Origin of the sequence: Candidatus Effluviviaceae Genus I sp. (genome assembly GCA_016867725.1) — a bacterium.
Taxonomy (GTDB): domain Bacteria; phylum Joyebacterota; class Joyebacteria; order Joyebacterales; family Joyebacteraceae; genus VGIX01.
This window is the reverse complement of record VGIX01000005.1, coordinates 57464-76854: the sequence shown is the minus strand read 5'-3', so window position 1 is coordinate 76854 and position 19391 is coordinate 57464. Positions and strand designations below refer to the sequence as shown.

General features: G+C 69.1%; 16 protein-coding genes and 1 pseudogene. 14 read left to right on the top strand and 3 right to left on the bottom strand.

The window, feature by feature from the left end; genetic code table 11:
* Window positions 1–322 precede the first annotated feature (322 nt).
* Genes FJY74_02865 through FJY74_02855 form a run of 3 tightly spaced genes read right to left on the bottom strand, consistent with a single transcriptional unit; the run spans window position 323 to window position 3593 of the window.
* Complete coding sequence (locus FJY74_02865) at window positions 323–1273, bottom strand: DUF523 and DUF1722 domain-containing protein (GenBank protein MBM3307249.1); 951 nt, start codon at window positions 1271–1273, stop codon at window positions 323–325.
* Window positions 1274–1284: 11 nt separating this feature from the next.
* A complete protein-coding gene (locus tag FJY74_02860) occupies window positions 1285–2307 on the bottom strand; it encodes a fructose-bisphosphate aldolase class I (protein MBM3307248.1) in 1023 nt (340 codons plus the stop codon).
* 2 nt (window positions 2308–2309) lie between these two features.
* On the bottom strand, window positions 2310–3593 hold the full coding sequence (locus FJY74_02855) for an MFS transporter (protein MBM3307247.1): 1284 nt from the start codon (window positions 3591–3593) through the stop codon (window positions 2310–2312).
* 258 nt (window positions 3594–3851) lie between these two features.
* Between FJY74_02855 and FJY74_02850 the strand changes: the two genes are divergently transcribed.
* The 14 genes and pseudogenes from FJY74_02850 to FJY74_02785 all read left to right on the top strand — a co-directional run bounded on the left by FJY74_02850 (window position 3852) and on the right by FJY74_02785 (window position 19391).
* Window positions 3852–4265, top strand: coding sequence for a 4Fe-4S dicluster domain-containing protein (locus FJY74_02850; GenBank protein ID MBM3307246.1), 414 nt, complete (start codon window positions 3852–3854; stop codon window positions 4263–4265).
* Between the two features lie 16 nt (window positions 4266–4281).
* On the top strand, window positions 4282–5193 hold the full coding sequence (locus FJY74_02845) for a CoB--CoM heterodisulfide reductase iron-sulfur subunit B family protein (protein MBM3307245.1): 912 nt from the start codon (window positions 4282–4284) through the stop codon (window positions 5191–5193).
* A gap of 9 nt (window positions 5194–5202) precedes the next feature.
* On the top strand, window positions 5203–7161 hold the full coding sequence (locus FJY74_02840; protein ID MBM3307244.1) for a CoB--CoM heterodisulfide reductase iron-sulfur subunit A family protein: 1959 nt from the start codon (window positions 5203–5205) through the stop codon (window positions 7159–7161).
* Between the two features lies 1 nt (window position 7162).
* Window positions 7163–7552: pseudogene (locus FJY74_02835) on the top strand (hydrogenase iron-sulfur subunit).
* Between the two features lie 285 nt (window positions 7553–7837).
* Window positions 7838–8518, top strand: a complete 681-nt coding sequence (locus tag FJY74_02830; protein ID MBM3307243.1) for a 4Fe-4S dicluster domain-containing protein — start codon at window positions 7838–7840, stop codon at window positions 8516–8518.
* A 13-nt stretch (window positions 8519–8531) separates the two neighbouring features.
* Window positions 8532–10160: an FAD-binding protein gene (locus FJY74_02825; GenBank protein ID MBM3307242.1), complete on the top strand. Its 1629-nt coding sequence runs from the start codon at window positions 8532–8534 to the stop codon at window positions 10158–10160.
* A gap of 13 nt (window positions 10161–10173) precedes the next feature.
* Window positions 10174–10650 carry a hydrogenase maturation protease gene (locus FJY74_02820; protein ID MBM3307241.1) on the top strand — a complete coding sequence of 159 codons (477 nt, stop codon included), beginning with the start codon at window positions 10174–10176 and terminating at the stop codon, window positions 10648–10650.
* A 36-nt stretch (window positions 10651–10686) separates the two neighbouring features.
* Window positions 10687–12144 carry an NADP-dependent malic enzyme gene (locus FJY74_02815; protein MBM3307240.1) on the top strand — a complete coding sequence of 486 codons (1458 nt, stop codon included), beginning with the start codon at window positions 10687–10689 and terminating at the stop codon, window positions 12142–12144.
* A gap of 63 nt (window positions 12145–12207) precedes the next feature.
* Window positions 12208–12804, top strand: coding sequence for a sigma-70 family RNA polymerase sigma factor (locus tag FJY74_02810; GenBank protein ID MBM3307239.1), 597 nt, complete (start codon window positions 12208–12210; stop codon window positions 12802–12804).
* Between the two features lie 32 nt (window positions 12805–12836).
* Window positions 12837–14747 (top strand): S9 family peptidase, encoded by a 1911-nt coding sequence (locus FJY74_02805; GenBank protein ID MBM3307238.1) that lies wholly within the window; start codon window positions 12837–12839, stop codon window positions 14745–14747.
* A 1-nt stretch (window position 14748) separates the two neighbouring features.
* On the top strand, window positions 14749–14994 hold the full coding sequence (locus FJY74_02800; GenBank protein MBM3307237.1) for a zf-HC2 domain-containing protein: 246 nt from the start codon (window positions 14749–14751) through the stop codon (window positions 14992–14994).
* A gap of 221 nt (window positions 14995–15215) precedes the next feature.
* A complete protein-coding gene (locus FJY74_02795) occupies window positions 15216–15437 on the top strand; it encodes a hypothetical protein (protein MBM3307236.1) in 222 nt (73 codons plus the stop codon).
* Window positions 15438–15672: 235 nt separating this feature from the next.
* A complete protein-coding gene (locus tag FJY74_02790) occupies window positions 15673–17034 on the top strand; it encodes an FAD-dependent oxidoreductase (GenBank protein ID MBM3307235.1) in 1362 nt (453 codons plus the stop codon).
* A gap of 98 nt (window positions 17035–17132) precedes the next feature.
* Complete coding sequence (locus FJY74_02785) at window positions 17133–19391, top strand: tetratricopeptide repeat protein (GenBank protein MBM3307234.1); 2259 nt, start codon at window positions 17133–17135, stop codon at window positions 19389–19391.

Below are 19391 nucleotides of genomic sequence, written 5' to 3'. Positions count from 1 at the left end.
GACGGGGATGGCGATCCGGACTTGCTTGTCTGTGGCGGCGACTACCTCATCTACCTGTTCCTGAATGAGCAGGTGTCGCTCGCTCAACGCACCAGTTGGGGCACGATCAAAGCGTTCTGCCGCTAGCATGGAACAGCCGGTGTCAAGCCGGTTCTTCGGGACCCTGGCGACCCCGGCGGGGTCCCGTTGCTTCGAGGGAAGGAGCTTCTCCGACGGTGACTCAGGCTAGCATCCGCCGGTTGGTTGCCGCACGCCCGGCGGCCCGTTCGGAGCTCCCGCGGTGCGAGGACGCGCGCCCGGGTGTCACCTCCGTTGACGTGCCCTACGCGTGGTTCCTGAGCTTGAGCTCGGTCGGGTGCGGGTTGAGGAAGGCCTGTTCCTTGAGGTACGGCTGGTCGTACTTCCCGACGTAGTGCCTGAGCAGCGTGACCGGCACGATGAGCGGCACGTACTCGCGCCGGTAATCCTCGATGACGCCGAGCATCTCCTTCTTCTCGTCGGGCGTGAGGTCGTCCTTGAAGTAGCCGAGCGCGTGCATGAGCACGTTCGCATTCTTCCCGGTCGTCGTCTTCACGCTGAGCGCGGCGAGAAGGAACCGCTCGTACGACGCGATGAGCTCCGAAGGCCGCAGCGCCTTCCCGCGCGCGACGAGCGCGCCCATCTCCTTGAGGTGCTTCGGGCTGTGCGCCATGAGCACGAGCTTGTGCGCCGCGTGGAACGACACGAGGGCGCCGAGGGTCCGCGGCCGGCGCACCGCGTCCCGGTAGCGCTTGAGGCAGAAGACACTCTCGATGAAGTTCTCGCGCAGCACCGCGTCGTGCAGGCGCCCCTCGTCCTCGACAGGAAGAAGGGGAAAGCGGTCCATGAACGCCCGCGCGAAGACCCCGACGCCGACCTTCCTCGGCACGCCGCGCGCGTCGTACACCTTCACGCGCTCCATGCCGCTGCTCGGCGAGCCGCTCTTGAAGATGTAGCCCGCCAGATCCTCCTTCTCGAGCTCGCGGGCGCGCGCCCTCGCCCACGCCTTCATGCGGCGCGTGCGGTCCTGCTTCGTCCGGATGGTCACGAGGCGCGGGTCGTCGGGGTCGCCCTCGAGGTGCATCGGCTCGCGCGGTGTGCCGAGGCCGCACTCGACCTCCGGGCACACCGGCACCCACTCCACGAACTTGCCGAACGTGTCCGTGAGGAAGTGGTCGCGCGAGTGCTGACCGTCGTAGCGGACCTTCTCGCCGAGAAGGCACGCGCTGATGCCGATGCGCGGCCTGTCGTTCATCGCGCCCTCGTTCAGCGCGCCGACTCCATCTCCCGCGTGTACTTCCCGTACCGCGCCGCGCCGTTCAGCTTCGACCGGATGTAGAACGCCTTCTGCGCCGCCTGCACGTTCTCGTCGTGCCCGCGCCACGCCTCGAGCGGCGGCGCCTGGAGCGCGCGGCCGTAGGAGAAGCTGAGCTCCCACGGATGCGGGCCCACGCGGTTCATCGCGTCGAGGTGCTCGGTCGCAAGCTCCGCGCTCTGGCCGCCGGAGAGGAACACGATGCCGGGCACGGCCGTGGGGACGGTGCGGCGGAAGCACCGGACGGTCGCCTCGGCGACCTCCATCACGCCGGCCTGCTTCGGGCAGGCCGCGCCGGACAGCACCATGTTGGGCTTGAGGAGCGTCCCCTCGAGGACGACGCGCTGTCCGTGGAGCGCGTGGTACACAGCGGCGAGCGTGGCCTCCGTCACCTCGTAGCAGCGCTCGATGGTGTGGCCGCCGTCCATCAGCACCTCGGGCTCGACGATGGGCACGAGCCCGGCCTCCTGGCACAGCGCCGCGTAGCGCGCGAGCGCGTGCGCGTTGGCCTTGATGCACCCGCGCGTCGGGATCCCCTGGCCGATCGTGATCACGGCGCGCCACTTCGCGAACCGCGCGCCGAGGCCGACGTACTCCGCGAGCCGCTCGCGCAGCCCGTCGAGGCCCTCGGTGATCTTCTCGCCGGGGAAGCCCGCGAGGGACTTCGCGCCGGTGTCCACCTTGATGCCCGGGATGATGCCGCGGTCGGCGAGGAGCTTCGGGAACGGCACGCCCTTCCGGGCCGACTGCCTGATGGTCTCGTCGTACAGGATGACCCCGCTCACGAACTCCTCCACCCCCGGCGTCGTGAACAGCATGTCGCGGTACGCGCGACGCGTGTCCTCGGTCGACGGGATCCCGATCCCGTCGAAGCGCTTCTTGATGGTCCCCGAACTCTCGTCCGCGGCCAGGATGCCCTTGCCCGGCGCGACCAGAGCCCGCGCCGTCGTCTCCAACGCCTTCGTGTTCGCCACGTTCACACCTCCGTTGGCTTCGTGTTCTCACTCCGCCGCTGCGCGTCGGGCGTCATTGTACCACGCGCGCCGCCCCGCGTCAGCGCGGCCAGCATCGCCGACGCCGCGAGCGCGAGCGCCCCGCCGAACACGAACGGCGCGCCGGGCCCCAATCCGCCGAACCGGCCCGCGCCCTGCCACAGGAGCCCCGCGATGAGGCTCGCCGGGAGCGCCGTGATGCCGACGGCCGCGTGGTACACGCCGTACGCCGTGCCTCTGCGCTCCGGCGGCACGAGGTCGGCGACGAACGCCTTCGCGACGCCCTCGGTGAGCCCGTAGTAGAGGCCGTACGCGCCCATGAGCGCCCAGGCGTGCCAGCCGGCCGACGCGCGGGAGAACCCGGCGTACACTGCCGCGTAGACCAGCCAGCCGACGATGAGGAACCGTCGCCGCCCGAACCTGTCGGACAGCGAGCCCGCCGGGCGCGCGACGAGCGCGTAGACGAGGTTCATCGTGAGGAGCATCCCGAAGATCCCGGGGAGCGACAGGCCCACGTTCTGCGCCCTGAGGATGAGGAACGCGTCGGACGAGTTCCCCAGCGTGAACAGCACGACGATGACGAGGAAGAAGCGAAACCTGCGGTCGAACCCAGCGAGCGAGAGCTTGGGGGGCGCCGCCGTCCGCGCGGGCGAGCGCGGCTCGCGGATGCCGAGCGCGAGCACGAGCACGGCGAGGACGGCGGGGACCGAGCTTCCGATGACGAGCATCCGGAAGGCGTGGCGCGTCAGGACCGCGCCCCCGCGCTGGGCGGCCAGCACGATCGCGAGCGCGATCGCAAGCCCGACGAGCGCGCCGGCGGTGTCGCCGGCGCGGTGGAGCCCGAACGCGGCCCCTCTGCACCGTTCGTCCACGCAGTCGGCGATGAGCGCGTCTCGCGGCGCCGTCCGGATGCCCTTCCCGAAGCGCTCCGCGAACCGCAGACCGAGGACGCCGGCGCCCGTCGTCGCGAAGTACAGGAACGGCTTCGCGGCCGTAGACACGCCGTAGCCGAGGACGGCGAGCCACTTGCGGTTCCTGAAGCGGTCGGAGAGATAGCCCGACGCGAGCTTGAGCAGGCTCGCGGTGGACTCCGCGACGCCCTCGATGAGCCCCACCATCGCCGTCCCCGCGCCGAGGACGTTGACCAGGAACAGCGGGATGCTGTTGTGGAGCATCTCCGACGACGCGTCCGTCAGGAAGCTCGCCGCCGTGGCCACCCAGACGTTCCTGGGAAGCGGGGCACGCGGCGTTGGGGGCGCCTCGGCCATGATCCTCTCTCCTTCTCGTATGTTCGTTTGGGATGTGCCGCTGCGCGAGACTACCACGCGCGCAGGCACTGCTCAACGACCGCGCTGACTCGCCGTCATCGCCGATCTTCCGCCGGGATTCGCGTTGACGGCCGCCGCCGGTCGCAGTACTCTCCTGAGGACGTGTTCACCGCGGCTCGACCCCGCGGCGCGGCGATGCGCGATGTCCCCGGGGGTAGGTGGGAGCCACCTACCCCGTTCATTCTCGGAGGGACCCACATGCGGCTCAGGCTGAGCGGCGAGCAGATCAGGGACGAGATCATCGGGAGGATCGAGACGCTCTCGGGGCAGGACCTCGGCGCCTGCTACCAGTGCGGCAAGTGCTCCGCGGGCTGTCCCGTCGTCGAGCAGATGGACATCGCGCCGAGCGAGGCCATCCGCTATCTGCAGCTCGGTCATCCCGACATCGTGCTCGACTCGAACACCATTTGGATCTGCGCCTCGTGCTTCCAGTGCGCGTCCCGCTGTCCGAAGGGCGTCGAGTTCTCAAGCATCTGCGACGCGCTCCGCGCGATCGTGCTCAGGAAGCGCGTGTCGGACCCGAAGGTGGACGCGGACGAACTGGCGCGCGTCATGGTGTCGGACGCGCCGCAGATGGGCGTCGTCGGGGCGCTCCGCAAGCTCAACGGCTAGCGCGTCGGAGGAGACGATGAAGATCCCGTACTACCCGGGGTGCACCCTTCACGAGCGCGCGAAGGACTTCGATGGCTCGGCGCGCGAGTGCGCGAAGGCCCTGGGGATCGAGCTCGAGGAGCTTCCCATCTGGACCTGCTGCGGGGCCGTTTTTCCCCTCGTGACCGACAGCGTCATGGACATCCTCGCCGCCGTGAGGAACCTCTCGTACGCCTCGCGGATCGGCGACAAGGTGGTGACGCTCTGCTCGTTCTGCTACCACGTCCTCAAGCGCGCGAACCACGTCATGCGCGAGGACCCCGACAAGCGCGACAAGGCCAACCTGTTCCTGCGCGCCGACACAAAGGCGCGCGAGGCGGTCGAGAGCTACACGACAGAGGACTACGCCGGACAGGTCGAGGTCGTCCACTACATCGAGATGCTGCGCGACGTCGTCGGCTTCGATGCGCTCGCGAAGAAGGTGAGGCGCCCGCTTGCGGGCCTCACGGTCGCGCCGTACTACGGCTGCATGCTCCTCAGGCCCAAGGACGAGATGAAGTTCGACGACCCCGAGCAGCCGACGATCTTCGAGGACTTCCTCGGCGCGCTCGGCTGCACGCCGGTCGACTTCCCGATGAAGACCGAGTGCTGCGGCGGCTTCCAGATCGTGAACGACGAGGAGCTCGCTATCGCCTGCTCGCAGACCGTCGTGACCTCCGCCGTGAAGCGCGGCGCCGACGTCATCGTGACCACCTGCCCGCTGTGCCGCTACAACCTCGATCGGAAGCAGGAGGAGATGGCCGAGCGCGTGCGCGGCTTCCGCACGGTCCCGGTCATCTACTTCACGCAGCTCCTCGGGCTCGCCCTCGGGCTTCCCGAAAGGGACCTCGACTTCAGCGGCAACACCGTTGATCCGCGGCCTGTCCTGGCCGAGAAGGTCGTGTCGTAAGGAGGATCGATGGAGCATCGGATCGGCGTCTTCGTGTGCCACTGCGGGACGAACATCGCCGGCACCGTGGACGTGAAGCGCGTGGCGGAGGCCCTCGCGAAGCACCCGGGCGTGGCCTACTCCACCGACTACACGTACATGTGCTCCGACCCGGGCCAGAACCTTGTGAAGGACGCGATCAAGAAGCACCGGCTCACGGGCGTGATCGTGGCCGCGTGCTCCCCGACGCTCCACGAGGCGACGTTCCGCCGGGCGGGCACCTCGGCCGGCATGAACCCGTACCAGGTCGAAATGGCCAACGTCCGCGAGCACTGCAGCTGGGTGCACCAGGGCGACAAGGAGCAGGCGACCCGGAAGGCCATCCGGATCGTGAGGACGATGGTCGAGAAGGCCAAGCTCGACGAGGCGCTCGTGCCCATCGAGGTCCCGCTCACCCGCCGCGCGCTCGTGGTGGGCGGCGGAGTCGCCGGCATCCAGGCCGCGCTCGACATCGCCAACGCGGGGTACGAGGTCGTGCTCGTCGAGCGCTCGCCCTCGATCGGCGGGCACATGGCGCAGCTGTCCGAGACCTTCCCGACGCTCGACTGCTCGCAGTGCATCCTCACGCCGAAGATGGTCGAGGCGGCGCAGCACCGGCGCATCAGGCTCATGACCTACTCCGAGGTCGAGGACGTCGCCGGCTACGTCGGGAACTTCAGGGTGAAGATCCGGAAGAAGGCCGCGTACGTCAACCGCGACGTCTGCACGGGCTGCGGTCTGTGCGTCACGAAGTGCCCCGCGAAGACGCCGTCCGAGTTCGACGAGGGGCTCGCCCCGCGGAAGGCCATCTACACGCCGTTCCCGCAGGCCGTCCCGAACAAGCCCGTCCTCGATGCCGAGCACTGCACGTACTTCAAGAACGGCAAGTGCGGCGTCTGCAAGAAGGTCTGCCCGGTCAGCGCGGTGGACTACGAGCAGAAGGACGAGATCGTCGAGGAGAAGGTCGGCGCGATCGTCGTCGCGACCGGGTTCGACCTCTACCCGATGGCGAAGATGGGGGAGTACGGAGGCGGGAAGATCAAGGACGTCGTCACGAGCCTCCAGTTCGAGCGCATGCTCTCGGCCTCCGGTCCGACGACCGGCGAGGTGAAGCGCCCGTCCGACGGCAAGGTCCCGAAGGAGGTCGTGTTCCTGACCTGCGTCGGGTCGCGCGACCCCGAGGGCCACGTCCCGTACTGCTCGAAGGTCTGCTGCATGTACCTCACGAAGCACGCGATGCTCTACAAGCACAAGGTCCACGACGGGCAGGCCTACCTCTTCTACATGGACGTCCGCACCGGCGGGAAGGGCTACGAGGAGTTCTACCAGCGGGCGAGCGAGGAGGACGACGTCCTCTACGTCCGCGGCAAGGTCTCGAAGATCTTCGAGGAGGACGGCAAGGTCGTCGTGTGGGGCGTGGACACGCTCACCGGCAAGAAGGTCGAGATCGCCGCGGACCTCGCCGTGATGGGACTTGCGATGGTGCCGAGCGCGGCGGCGCAGGAGCTCGCGAACAAGCTCAAGATCCACGCCGACGAGTGGGGCTTCCTGTCCGAGGCGCACCCGAAGCTCCGTCCCGTCGAGAGCCTCGCGCCCGGGTTCTACCTCGCCGGCGCCGCACAGGGGCCGAAGGACATCCCCGAGGCGGTCGCGCAGGCCTCGGGCGCCGCGAGCAAGGTCGCCGCGCTCTTCGCGGAGGAGGTGTACCACCGCGAGCCGGCCATCGCGTGCATCGACGAGGACCTCTGCGCCGGCTGCAGGATCTGCGTGTCGGTGTGCCCGTACAACGCGGCCGAGTTCGACGAGGAGAAGAAGGTCGCGCGCATCCAGGAGGCCATCTGCGAGGGCTGCGGCGCGTGCATCGCCGCGTGCCCGTCGGGCTCGGCGCAGCAGAGGAACCTCACGGACGACCAGATCTACAACATGGTCTCGGCCGCGCTGGAGGATTGACATGTTCGAACCGAGGATCGTCTGCTTCTTCTGCAGGTGGTGCACGTACGCAGGCGCGGACCTCGCGGGGACCTCGCGCAAGCAGTACCCGCCGAACGGCGTCGTCGTGCGCGTCAACTGCAGCGGCCGTGTCGATCCCCAGCACGTCCTGTGGGCGTTCCGCGAGGGTGCGGACGGCGTGCTCATCGGCGGCTGTCATCCGAACGACTGCCACTACCAGGACGGCAACTACAAGACCATGCGTCGCGTCGCGCTTCTCAAGCCGCTCCTCGAGCAGATGGGGATCGAGCCCGAGCGCCTGAGGCTCGAGTGGATCTCCGCCGCGGAGGGCGAGAAGCTCGTCGGCGTGATGAACGGGTTCGTGGACGCCGTGAGGGCGCTCGGCCCGCTCGAGTACGGGCCGATCGCGGAGCGCGTGGGCGGGCCGCGCCCGACCGGCCTGGCGGCGAAGGCAGCCGCGGGGACGACGGGGAAGAAGCCCGCGTCGAAGAAGTCCGCGAAGCGGGCGGTGAAGACGCCAGCGAAGAAGACCGCGAAGCGCGCGGCGAAGAAGCCCGCGAAGAAGACCGCACGGAAGATCACGAAGAAGGCTCCGAAGAGGACCGGGAGATCGGCCGCGAAGAAGAGGGCGCGGTAGGAACGCGGCCCCTCGCGGGGAAACGGGGGACAGACGACGATGGCCGAGATGGTCACCATCTACGTGATGGGCAGGCAGTACGAGGTCCCGAACAACCTCACCATCATGAAGGCGATGGAGTACGCGGGGTACAGGCTCGTGCGCGGGTGCGGGTGCCGGGGCGCGTTCTGCGGCGCCTGCGGCACGGTGTACCGGACGAAGGACGACTACCGGCTCAAGGTCGGCCTCGCCTGCCAGGAGCTCGTGCAGGACGGGATGTACCTCGCGGAGATCCCGTTCTTCCCGGGCAACAAGGCGACCTACGACATCGAGGACCTCAAGCCGAACGCCGAGTCCGTCCTCAAGCTCTACCCCGAGGTGTTCCGCTGCCTCGCGTGCAACGCGTGCACGAAGGTCTGCCCGCAGGACATCGAGGTGATGGAGTACATTCAGGCCGCGCTGCGCGGCGACATCGCGAAGGCCGCTGACCTCTCGTTCGACTGCGTGCTGTGCGGGCTCTGCGCGTCGCGCTGCCCGGCGGAGATCGTGCAGTACCACGTTGCGCTCCTCTGCCGGCGGCTCTACTCCCGCTGCATCGCTCCGAAATCGCCGCACCTCGAGAAGCGGATGAAGGAAGTGAAGGACGGCACCTGCGCCAGGGACATCGAGAAGCTCAAGAAGATGGACAAGGCCCAGCTCACGGACCTCTACAACAAGCGCGACATCGAGAAGGCCGCCTAGGAGGGAGACCGAGGTGTACACCCCCGAACTGCGCGAACTGATCAAGCGCGTCGAGGCGACGCGCCAGGCGAGGCTCCACCAGGAGGTTCCCCGCCTCTCGCCGCAGGAGAAGAAGGAGCTCCTTGAGGCCTTCCACCCCGACTACCGCGCGGAGATCTTCCGCGAGCTTGCGGTCGGGCCGTCGAAGGGCCAGAGGACGCCGAAGGAGTACGCCGATGTCGTCGAGGCGTGGAGCGGGATCGACCCCGTCGCGCTCGACATCGCGAAGGTGGACTACGACGTGGACGTGCTCATCATCGGAGGCGGTGGGGCAGGGGCCGCGGCGGCGCTCGTGGCACAGGAGCAGGGCGCGAACGTGCTCATGGTCACCAAGCTCCGGCTCGGCGACTCCAACACCGTCATGGCGCAGGGCGGCATCCAGGGCGCCGACAAGGAGAACGACTCCCCCGCGATCCACTACCTCGACGTCATGGGCGGAGGTGGGTACGAGAACGACCCCGAACTCGTGGCCGCGCTCGTCGGCGACGGGCCGCTCGTGATCGACTGGCTCGAGCGCCTGGGAGTCATGTTCGATAAGGCGCCCGACGGCACCATGACGACCGAGCACGGCGGCGGCACGTCGCGCAAGCGGATGCACGCGGCGCGCGACTACACCGGCGGCGAGATCATGAAGACCCTCAAGGACGAGGTGCTGAACCGGCGCGTCCCGGTGGTCGAGTTCACGGCCGCCTACGAGCTCCTCACCGACGGCGACGCCGTGACCGGCGCCATCCTGTACAACATGGAGACCGAGGAGTACTCCGTCGCGCGCGCGAAGACCACGATCCTCGCGACCGGCGGGGGCGGCCGTCTCCACATCATGGGCTTCCCGACCTCGAACCACTACGGCGCGACGGCGGACGGCGTCGTGCTTGGCTACCGCGCGGGTGTTCCCCTCGTCTTCATGGACACCATCCAGTACCACCCGACGGGCGCGGCATACCCCGAGCAGATCCTCGGGCAGCTCGTCACCGAGAAGGTGCGGAGCATCGGGGCGCAGGTCGTCAACGCCGAGGGCAACAGGTTCGTCAACGAAATGGAGACCCGCGACGCCGAGGCCGCGGCGTTCATCCGCGAGTGCGCGGAGCGCAAGAAGGGCGTCGTGACACCCTCGGGGCAGCCCGCGGTCTGGCTCGACACCCCGGTGATCGACATGCTCCACGGCGGCGGAACGACGAAGAAGCGGCTCCCGGCGATGTACAGGCAGTACTTCCGGTTCGGGATCGACCTCTGCAAGGAACCCATTCTCACGTATCCCACGCAGCACTACCAGAACGGCGGTCTCAAGATCGACGTCACCTGCGAGACGCCGGTCAGGAACCTCTACGCGGCCGGCGAGGTCGCGGGCGGGATGCACGGCCGGAACCGTCTGATGGGCAACTCGCTTCTCGACGTCGTCGTCTTCGGGCGGCGCGCCGGCGATGCGGCGGCGAAGCGCGCGGCGTCCATCAAGAAGCACCCGAAGCTCACCCTGGAGCACCTGAAGCGGTTCCACGCGGAGCTCGAGGGCAAGGGCGTACCGAAGGAGCGCACGTCGCCCATGCTCCTTCCGGAGTACAGGCGGCCCGAGCACACCCAGAGGAAGGTAGCGATCCTCGGCTAGTCGGGGGAGCACCATGAAGACGCTCATTCTCGGGCTCGGCGGCCCGTCGCCCGCGCGCGGACGCGTGGGCGTCGAGGTCGCGAGGGGGCTCCACGAGGCCGTTTGCGACCCCGACGTGCACATCATCGAGGCCGAGGCCGGCAGCCTCGATCTCCTCGAGCTCTTCGCCGGCTACGACAAGGCCGTCGTCGTGGACTGCATCCACGTGAGCGAGGGCGAGATCGGCGAGCTCACGCGGCTCGGCCTTTCGGATCTTGAGCTCGTGGCCCGCCCCGGCGCGAGGAGCAGGGTGGAGTACCGCGCCACCGTGAACCCCGACCGATCGAGGGGGCTTTGCATGCCCCGCGAGATCTCGATCTACGCCATTGAAGTGGGGGACAGCGTGGACCGGAGCGGGAGCCTCGCGGAGATCATGCGCGAGGCGGTCCCGCGGCTGGTCGCGCAGATCGCGGACGAGGAGTTCGGGGAGCAGGTCGCAGGTGCCGAGTAGAACCGGGCGCGCAGTCCGGGGGGGAGGAGCGCTCAGATGAAGCAGAAGAAGAGAGCCGTCGGGAAGTCCCGTCGGTCACCGAAGCCCGTGAAGAAGGCGGCTGCTCGCAGGCCGGCGCGCCGCGCAAAGGTGGCGCCCAGAGGGGCTGCGGTGAGGAAGCTCACCAAGGACCAGCTCATCAAGAAGGCGCAGAAGCCCAGCCACGACGCGATGGTCCTCCACCCCTTCTACGGCGGCAAGTATCAGATCGTTCCCAAGTGCATCATCAGAGACCTCGACGACTTCGCGATCTGGTACACGCCCGGCGTGGCCGCGCCCTGCAAGGACATCCACGCGAATCCCGAGAAGGTCTACGAACACACGAACAAGAAGAACACCATCGCGGTCGTGACGGACGGCACGCGCGTGCTCGGCCTCGGGGACATCGGCCCGGAGGCGGGTCTCCCGGTCATGGAGGGGAAGGCCCTCCTCTTCAAGTACCTCGGCGGCGTGGATGCGATTCCCATCGGCGTCAACACGAAGGACCCCGACGTCCTCATCGAGACGACGCGTCTCATCAGCCCGTCGTTCGGCGGCATCAACCTCGAGGACATCGCGCAGCCGAAGTGCTTCAGGGTCCTGAGGGAAGTGCGCGACGCGCTCGACATCCCGGTCTGGCACGACGACCAGCAGGGCACGGCCGCCGTCACCGTGGCCGGCGCGATCAACGCGCTCAAGGTCGTCGGCAAGGAGCTCTCAGATGTCCGTATCTCGATGCTCGGCGCCGGAGCGTCGAACGTCTGCATCGCGAACCTCCTGATCCAGGCCGGCGCCGATCCCGGGCGGATCGTCATGTGCGACACCAAGGGGACCCTCCACAAGAAGCGCACGGACCTCATGCCCGGCTTCCCCGAGAAGTGGGACCTGGCAACGCGGACGAACGAGCGCGGCATCCTCGGCGGTCCCGCCGAGACCATCCGGCGCTCCGACATGCTCATCGCCCTCTCGACGCCGGGCCCCGACACGGTCAAGAAGGAGTGGATCGCGAGCATGGCCGAGGACGCGATCGTCTTCGTGTGCGCGAACCCCGTCCCCGAGATCTGGCCTTGGGAGGCCAAGGAAGCGGGCGCGCGGATCGTGGCGACAGGCCGCTCCGACTTCCCCAACCAGGTGAACAACTCCCTCGGTTTCCCGGCGATCTTCCGTGGGGCCCTCGACGTCATGGCGAGGAAGATCACCGACGGCATGTGCATCGCGGCCGCGAGGGAGCTTGCCAAGTGCGCCGAGGACAAGGGCCTCTCCGAGGACTACATCATCCCCAGCATGGCTGAGTGGGAGGTCTTCCCGCGAGAGGCGGTGGCCGTCGGCATGCAGGCGATCGAAGAAGGGGTCGCCCGCGTGACGATGTCCGCGCGGGATCTCTATCGCACGGCCGAGGCCAAGATCAAGGAAGCCAGGGAGCAGGCGCACGTCCTCATGAAGGAGGGCATCATCCCTCCGCCGCCGAAGCTCTAGCCTGAACCGGTCGGGGGCGGGCGCCGCCCGCGCGGCGTTCCGCCCCCCGACGCGAGGGAAGCCATGCTTCCCGTCACAGGACCCACCGACTCCGAGCTCGTCCAGCGCGCCCAGGCCGGCGACAAGGGCGCGTTCGACGCGCTCGTGACCCGCAACGAGTCCAAGGTCTACGGGCTGTGCCTCAAGATGCTCGGCAACCCCGAGGACGCCGAGGACGTGCTCCAGGAGGTCTTCATCAAGGCCTACCAGTCGCTGCCCGGCTTTCGGGGCGACTCCGCCTTCTCCACATGGCTCTACCGCATCGCCACGAACGCCTGCCTCATGCGCATTCGGAAGAAGAAGCTTGAAACCGTATCGCTCGATCAGCCATCAGAAGACGACGGTGACGGCACTCGCGACGTAGCCGATTGGTCCCGCGATCCGGCCGCGGAGGTCATGAACGACGAGCTTCGGGCCGTGCTCGCGGAGCACATCAACGAGCTCGCGCCCGACAACAGGATCGTGTTCGTGCTCCGCGACATCCACGGGCTTTCGACGGAGGACACCGCCAAGGTCCTCGGGCTCACGACGCCGGCGGTGAAGTCGCGGCTGCACCGCGCACGGCTCTATCTCAGGGAGAGGCTCTCGGACTACTTCTCGCGCGGCGCGCTCGCCGCGTGAGGCGAACAGGGAACGGGGGGAAGGTCCACGTGATGCGTACGAACCTCGGCAGACTGTGTCTCGTGACGGCGTTTGTCGGCGCGCTCGCCGCGTGCTCCTGCGCCTCGCACGACGTCCGACTCATCCCGCGCGAAGTGCTCTTCGGGAACCCGACGAAGGCCGCGCCGAAGGTCTCGCCCGACGGCACGATGCTCGCCTACATCGCGCCGCTGGACGGTGTGCTCAACGTGTGGGTCAGGACCATCGGCGAGGACGACGACCGGCCGATCACGCGCGACGCCGACCGGGGCATCTTTCGCTACTTCTGGGCGGCGGACAACCGGCACGTCATCTACCTGCAGGACGCGCACGGGGACGAGAACTGGCGCGTGTACGCCGTGAGTCTCGCTGCGGGGGAGACGCGCGACCTCACGCCGTTCGAGGGCGTCCAGGTCGAGATCGTGGACCAGAACAAGCGCCACCCCGACACGCTCATCGTGATGATGAACCGTGAGGACCCGCACCTCCACGACGTGTACAGCCTGAACGTCGCGACCGGCGAGCTCACGATGGTCGCGAAGAACCCGGGGAACGTCGCGGGATGGGTGACGGACTACAATCTCAAGGTGCGGGGCGCGGTGGCGGCGACCGCCGAGGGCGGGTTCGACCTCCTCGTGAGGAAGACCGAGGCCGCCCCGTGGGAGAAGGTGCTGACCTGGGGGCCGGAGGACAACCTGAACAGCGGGCCCGTCGCCTTCACGAAGGACGGCGGGTCGCTCTACCTTCTCGACTCGCGGGGCGTGAACGCCGGGCGGCTCGTGAAGCTCGACCTCGCGACAGGCGCGATCGAGGTCATCGCCCAGGATCCGACGTACGACGTGAGCGACGCCATGGTGAACCCGGACACGCACGAGATCGAGGCCGTCGGGTTCACGAAGGAGCGCGACGAGTGGATCGTCCTCGACGGCTCGTTGCGCGCGGACTTCGAGGCGCTCCAGGCGCTCGACCGCGGCGACTTCAAGGCCTACAGCCGCGACCACGCCGACCGGACCTGGATCGTGGGGTACGTGAAGGACGACGGCCCCGTGTCGTACTACAGCTACGACCGCTCGACCAGGAAGGGCACGTTCCTCTTCGACAACCGGTCCGATCTCCGGGACTTCACCCTGGCCGCCATGGAGCCTGTCTCGTTTCAGTCGCGGGACGGCCTGACGATCCGCGGCTACCTCACCTGTCCGCCCGGCGTCCCGCGGCAGAAGCTCCCGCTCGTGCTGAACGTCCACGGCGGCCCCTGGTACCGCGATTCGTGGGGATACAACCCCGAGGCGCAGTGGCTGGCCAACCGCGGGTACGCGTGCCTCCAGGTGAACTTCCGCGGCTCGACCGGCTACGGCAAGGAGTTCGTCAACGCGGGCGACAGGGAGTGGGGCGGGAGGATGCACGACGACCTCCTGGATGCGGTTGCGTGGGCCGTGGGCCAGGGCATCGCGGACCCCGGGCGCGTCGCGATCATGGGCGGTTCGTACGGCGGATACGCCGCGCTCGTCGGCGCGACGTTCACGCCGGACCTCTTCGCCTGCGCGGTCGCCGCCGTCGCGCCGAGCAACCTCGTCACGTTCATCGAGACCGTGCCGCCGTACTGGTCGTCCATGCTGTCCGTGCTGCACAAGCGAGTCGGCGACCCCGTGACGGACAGGGAGTTTCTCGAGTCGCGCTCGCCGCTCTTCAAGGTGGACGCGATCCGCATCCCGATGCTCATCGCGCACGGGGCCAACGACCCGCGCGTCAAGCAGGCCGAGGCCGAACAGATCGTCGCGGCCATGAAGGCGAAGGGCATCGCCCACGAGTACCTGCTGTTCGAGGACGAGGGGCACGGGTTCGCCAAGCCCGGCAACCGGCTCCGCTACTACGCGGCGGCCGAGAAGTTCCTCGCCGCGAATCTGGGCGGGCGCTTCGAGGAGTAGCATGCTCGACTGCAAGGGGCTCCTGGAGGCTCTGTCGGCGTACGTCGACGGCGAGGCCGGCGAGGAGCTGAGGCTCGAGATCGAGGAGCATCTCCGGAGCTGCGTGAAGGCGCAGGCGATGCTGCACACCTTCCGCCGGACGATCGTCCTCCACCAGGTGGTCCAGGAGCGCATCGTGCTGCCGCCCGCGGCGCGGGCTCGGCTCCACGAGGCGCTCAGGAAGTGCCTTGAGGAGGACAAGCCGTAGGCGCGGACGACGCTCCCGAGAGCGTCGCAGCGAGCGTTGCCGTCCGACGGCGCGCAGGCGCGGCGAGCAGGACCGTTGTGGAGCCTCCGGTTCGGACCGGGGGCTCCACGTTCTTCGGGGCTCGCTGCGTCGCAAGCGGCCCAGAATCGCCGGACGGTCTTCCGCATCAGAATCCTCGCAGCCGACCGTAAGCACATCACTTAGGGAAGGAGGTGAAGCAGATGGAGCTCGTTCGTTGGAGGCCGAGAAGGGACCTGCCGGTCGTTGCCGAAGACATGGGCAGGGCGATGGACCGGCTGATCCGGAACTGGATGAGTCCCCTCTCCTTCTCCGAGTTCAGCTGGAGCCCGACCGTCGACATCCAGCTCACTCTGAGTGGCGTGCTGACCGTACGCGTTCCCAAGGCCGAGACGGCGAAGGCGAAGAAGGTCGAGATCTCGTAGGGCCTGTCTCTCGGTCCGAACAGACGGAGGCCGACGCGGCAGCATGGTGGGTGGACAACGTGAGTGCGCCGGCCTTGGTGGGGGCGGCCTCGTGCCGCCCCCACCGCTTTGGCGGGCGGGTCGCGCGGCCGACCGCGGCGGGGCTCGCCGCGTGACGAGGCCCCGCCGGAGACTTGCCACGCCGCGGCCGATGTGGTAGCCATTCGGTCACCCAGGAGGAGCGATGGCGTCGGCAATGCGCGAGGGTGGTCGGCTGGTCGTCGTGGGCGGCGTGGCCGCGGGCATGAGCGCGGCGAGCCGGGCGCGGCGGCTGCGTCCCGACATCGAGATCGTGGCGGTCGAGAAGGGCGACGACGTCTCCTACGGGGCGTGCTCACTGCCGTACTTCATCGCGGACGTCGTTCCGGAGCGGGACGCCCTCATCGCGCACGACGCCGCGTTCTTCCGCCGCGAGCGCCGGATCGACGTCCGGCTCCGCACGGAGGCCATGGCGCTCGATCCGCGAAAGCGGACCGTGACGCTGCGCGCGTCCGAGGGCGAGCAGGCGCTCGCCTTCGACGCGCTCGTCATCGCCACGGGCGCCCGGGCCGTTCGAGTGCCCCTGCCCGGCGCGGACCTCGACGGCGTGTTCACGCTCAGGACGCTCGAGGACGGCGAGGCGCTCAAGCGGCGCGTGTCGCAGGGCGCGCGGCGCGCGACGATCGTCGGCGGCGGGTACATCGGCCTCGAGATGGCCGAGGCGCTCGCCGCGCGCGGGCTCGCCGTGAGCGTCGTCGAGCTTCTGCCGTCGCTCCTGTCCACGTACGACGCGGACATGAGCGAGCTCGTCGAGCGGAAGCTGCTCGACAAGGGCGTCGAGGTCCGGAAGGGAACGAAGGTGGAGGGGTTCGAGCCGGGCGCGGACGGCCGGAGCGTCGGCTGCGTCCTCGCCGGCGGGCAGCGGCTTCCGGCGGACCTCGTTCTCGTGGCCGTCGGGATCCGGCCGGCGTCGGAGCTCGCGCGCGCCGCCGGCATCGAGACGGGCCCAAGCGGCGCGATCAAGGTCGACGCGCGGCAGGTGACGAGCGAGCCCGCGGTCCTCGCCGCGGGAGACTGCTGCGAGGCCATGCACGTCGTGACGCGACGCCCCGCGTGGATCCCCCTCGGCACGACGGCGAACAAGCAGGGGCGCATCGCCGGGGAGAACGCCGTCGGGGGGAACCGCGCCTTCGGCGGCATCGCCGGCACGAACGCCACGAAGGTGTTCGATCTCGAGGTGGCCGGCACCGGGCTCTCGAGCGAGGCCGCGCGCCGCGAGGGGCTGGACGCCGACTCGGTCAGGATCGCGGCGCCGTCGCGCTCGCCGGCGTACCCGGGCGCGTCGCCCATCGCGGTCAAGCTCGTCTTCGAGCGCGGCAGCGGCAGGCTCCTCGGCGGGCAGATGGTCGGCCGCGAGGGTGTCGCCAAACGCATCGACACGATCGCCGCCGCGCTCCACGCGGGCATGACCGTCTCCCAGCTCGCCGACGTCGACATGAGCTACGCGCCGCCGTTCTCCCCGGTGTGGGACCCGGTCCTCGTCGCGGCGTCGGAGGCGCAGAAGAAGACAGGCCGATGATCCTCTCACGGCGCCGCGCCCGCGGCGCGCCCTCGCCCCGCCCGGTCCGGTTCTTGCTCCGCTGTCCTGCGATGAGAGCGCATCCGAAGCTCGTTACCATGGCGCTCGTCTGCGCGCTCCAGCTCTCCTGCCTCGTCGGACCGGCGTCCGCCTCGTGGCGTACCGACGTCGACTCGCTCCACGCCGCCGCGGAGAGGAGCTTCACTGCGGGCGAGTACCGACGGGCGGCGGCGCTGTACGCGCGGACGGCCGAGACCATCGCCGCGAACAACGGGACCACGGACGTCTATCTCTCGAACATGGCTGCGCGTTCGCGGTTTCTCGAGGGGCGATCGCTGGAGAGCCTCAAGCGCTGGGACGAAGCCTCCGCCGCCTACGGTAACGCTCTCGTCGCTCTCCCCGTCATCTCGGACGCCATCCGCGTGCGTCTGGCCCGATGCCGCTTGGAGAGCGGCGATCTCGAGGCCGCGGTGTCCACGCTCAGGGAGGTGCTGAGCGACGGCGTCACAACGAGCTTCGATCTCCAGGCGCTCGAGTCGCTCGGTGACGCGTATCTCGACGCTGGGGACGCGACGTCGGCTCTGCGATGGTACGAGGAGATGCTCGAGGCCGCCGCCGACGGCGACCTCGCGAAGGCGCTCTACAAGATCGGCCTTGCCCACGAGGAGCTGGGCGAGACCGACCGGGCGCTCGAGCGCTACGCCACCGCCGTGACGGCCCACCCGAGCACGGCGGGCGCCCGCGACGCGCTCAAGCGCGGCCGCGCCGTCTCGCGCTCGTTCACCGACCGGTACCACCAGGGGCTCGTGGCCTACCACGATGGGAGGCTCCGCGACGCCGCGGAGTTCTTCACCCACTACCTCAAGCACGACGCGGGCGAGTTCGCGGCGCAGGCCGCGTACCACCTGGGCCGGTGCCAACAGCGCCAGGGCAACTTCCGGGGGGCGGCCCGGGAGTACGAGCGGGCCGTCGAGCTGGGGGCGGAGGGGGGGTACGCCGACCTCGCGTGGTCGAAGCTCGCCTTCTGCCTCAGGCGGTTGGGGCGCATCGACGAGAGCGTCGCCGCGTACGACAGGTACGCCGCGCTGTACGCGGACCGGATCGGGACGGCGCACATCCTCTGGGAGAAGGCGCGCCTCCTGGAGGAGGAGCAGCGCTGGGACGAGGCCCGGGACGCATTCAGCGCCTTGGCAGACAGGTATCCGTCCTCGGAGCGCGCGGGCGACGCGCTCTTCCGCGCAGGGCTGTGTCTCTACAAGCTGGGGAAGTACCGCGAGGCGGCGGCCGACTTCGCCACGCTCTACGCGAGCTCGACCGGCGCGCGGGCCGCGAGAGCGCTCTACTGGGTCGGGAAGGTCGACGAGCGGTTCGGGCGCATCGACAGCGCGATCGAGCGATACCGCGAGGCGGCGGGCGCGGCGCGCGACTCGTTCTACGGGAGGCGGGCGCTCGAGCGGCTGGCCTTCCTGGAGGACGGTCGTCCGGAGCCTGCGACATCCCCGCAGCCGGCGACGCTCGCGTCGCGCCCGCCCGGCCTGCCGTGGAGCCAGGAGCGGCGGGACTTCGCCGCGTGGCTCGCGGAGTGGCACGAGCGCGTCTACGTGCCCGGCGTGAGCGCCGCGATGCGCGAGCGGCTCTCCGAGGACCCCACGTTCGTCAGGGCCGACCACTTCCTCTGCCTTCACATGCCGGGGCCGGCCGCCGCGGAGCTGTCGAAGCTCGAGGCCGGGTTCGCCTCCGACCCGAGGATGCTCGACGTGCTCATCGGGTACTACGAACGCAACGGCTTCCACCGTCGCGCGATCCGGTTCGCGGAGCGGATGCTCAGGCTCTCGCCGGCCGACGAGATCAGCGACGCGCCGGTCTACCTGCGTAGGAAGATCTGCCCGGCGCACTGGCGCGATGTCGTGGTGCGGGAGTGCGCGAAGCGCGGCGTGGACCCGAGCCTGTTCTTCTCGCTGATCCGTCAGGAGAGCCTGTTCGAGTCGGTCGCGCGCTCGGGCCCGGGCGCGCGCGGGCTCTCGCAGATCATGCCGGAGACGGGCAAGTGGATCGCGAGGCGCCTGGGCCACAGGGGCTTCGCGGTGAGCCGGCTCAACGATCCGGAGACGAACATCGAGTTCGGCGCGTACTACCTGTCGCAGCAGCTTGCGGACTTCGACGGCGACGTGCTGCGCGCGCTGGCCGCGTACAACGGGGGGCCGGGGAACGTGAAGCGGTGGTGGAACTACGGCGGGACGGGGGACTCGGACGTCTTCTTCGAGGATATCGGCTTCGCCGAGACCAGAGACTACGTGGAGCGCGTGTACCGCTATTCCGGGATCTACCGCGAGATCTACGGAGGCTTCGGGAACTAG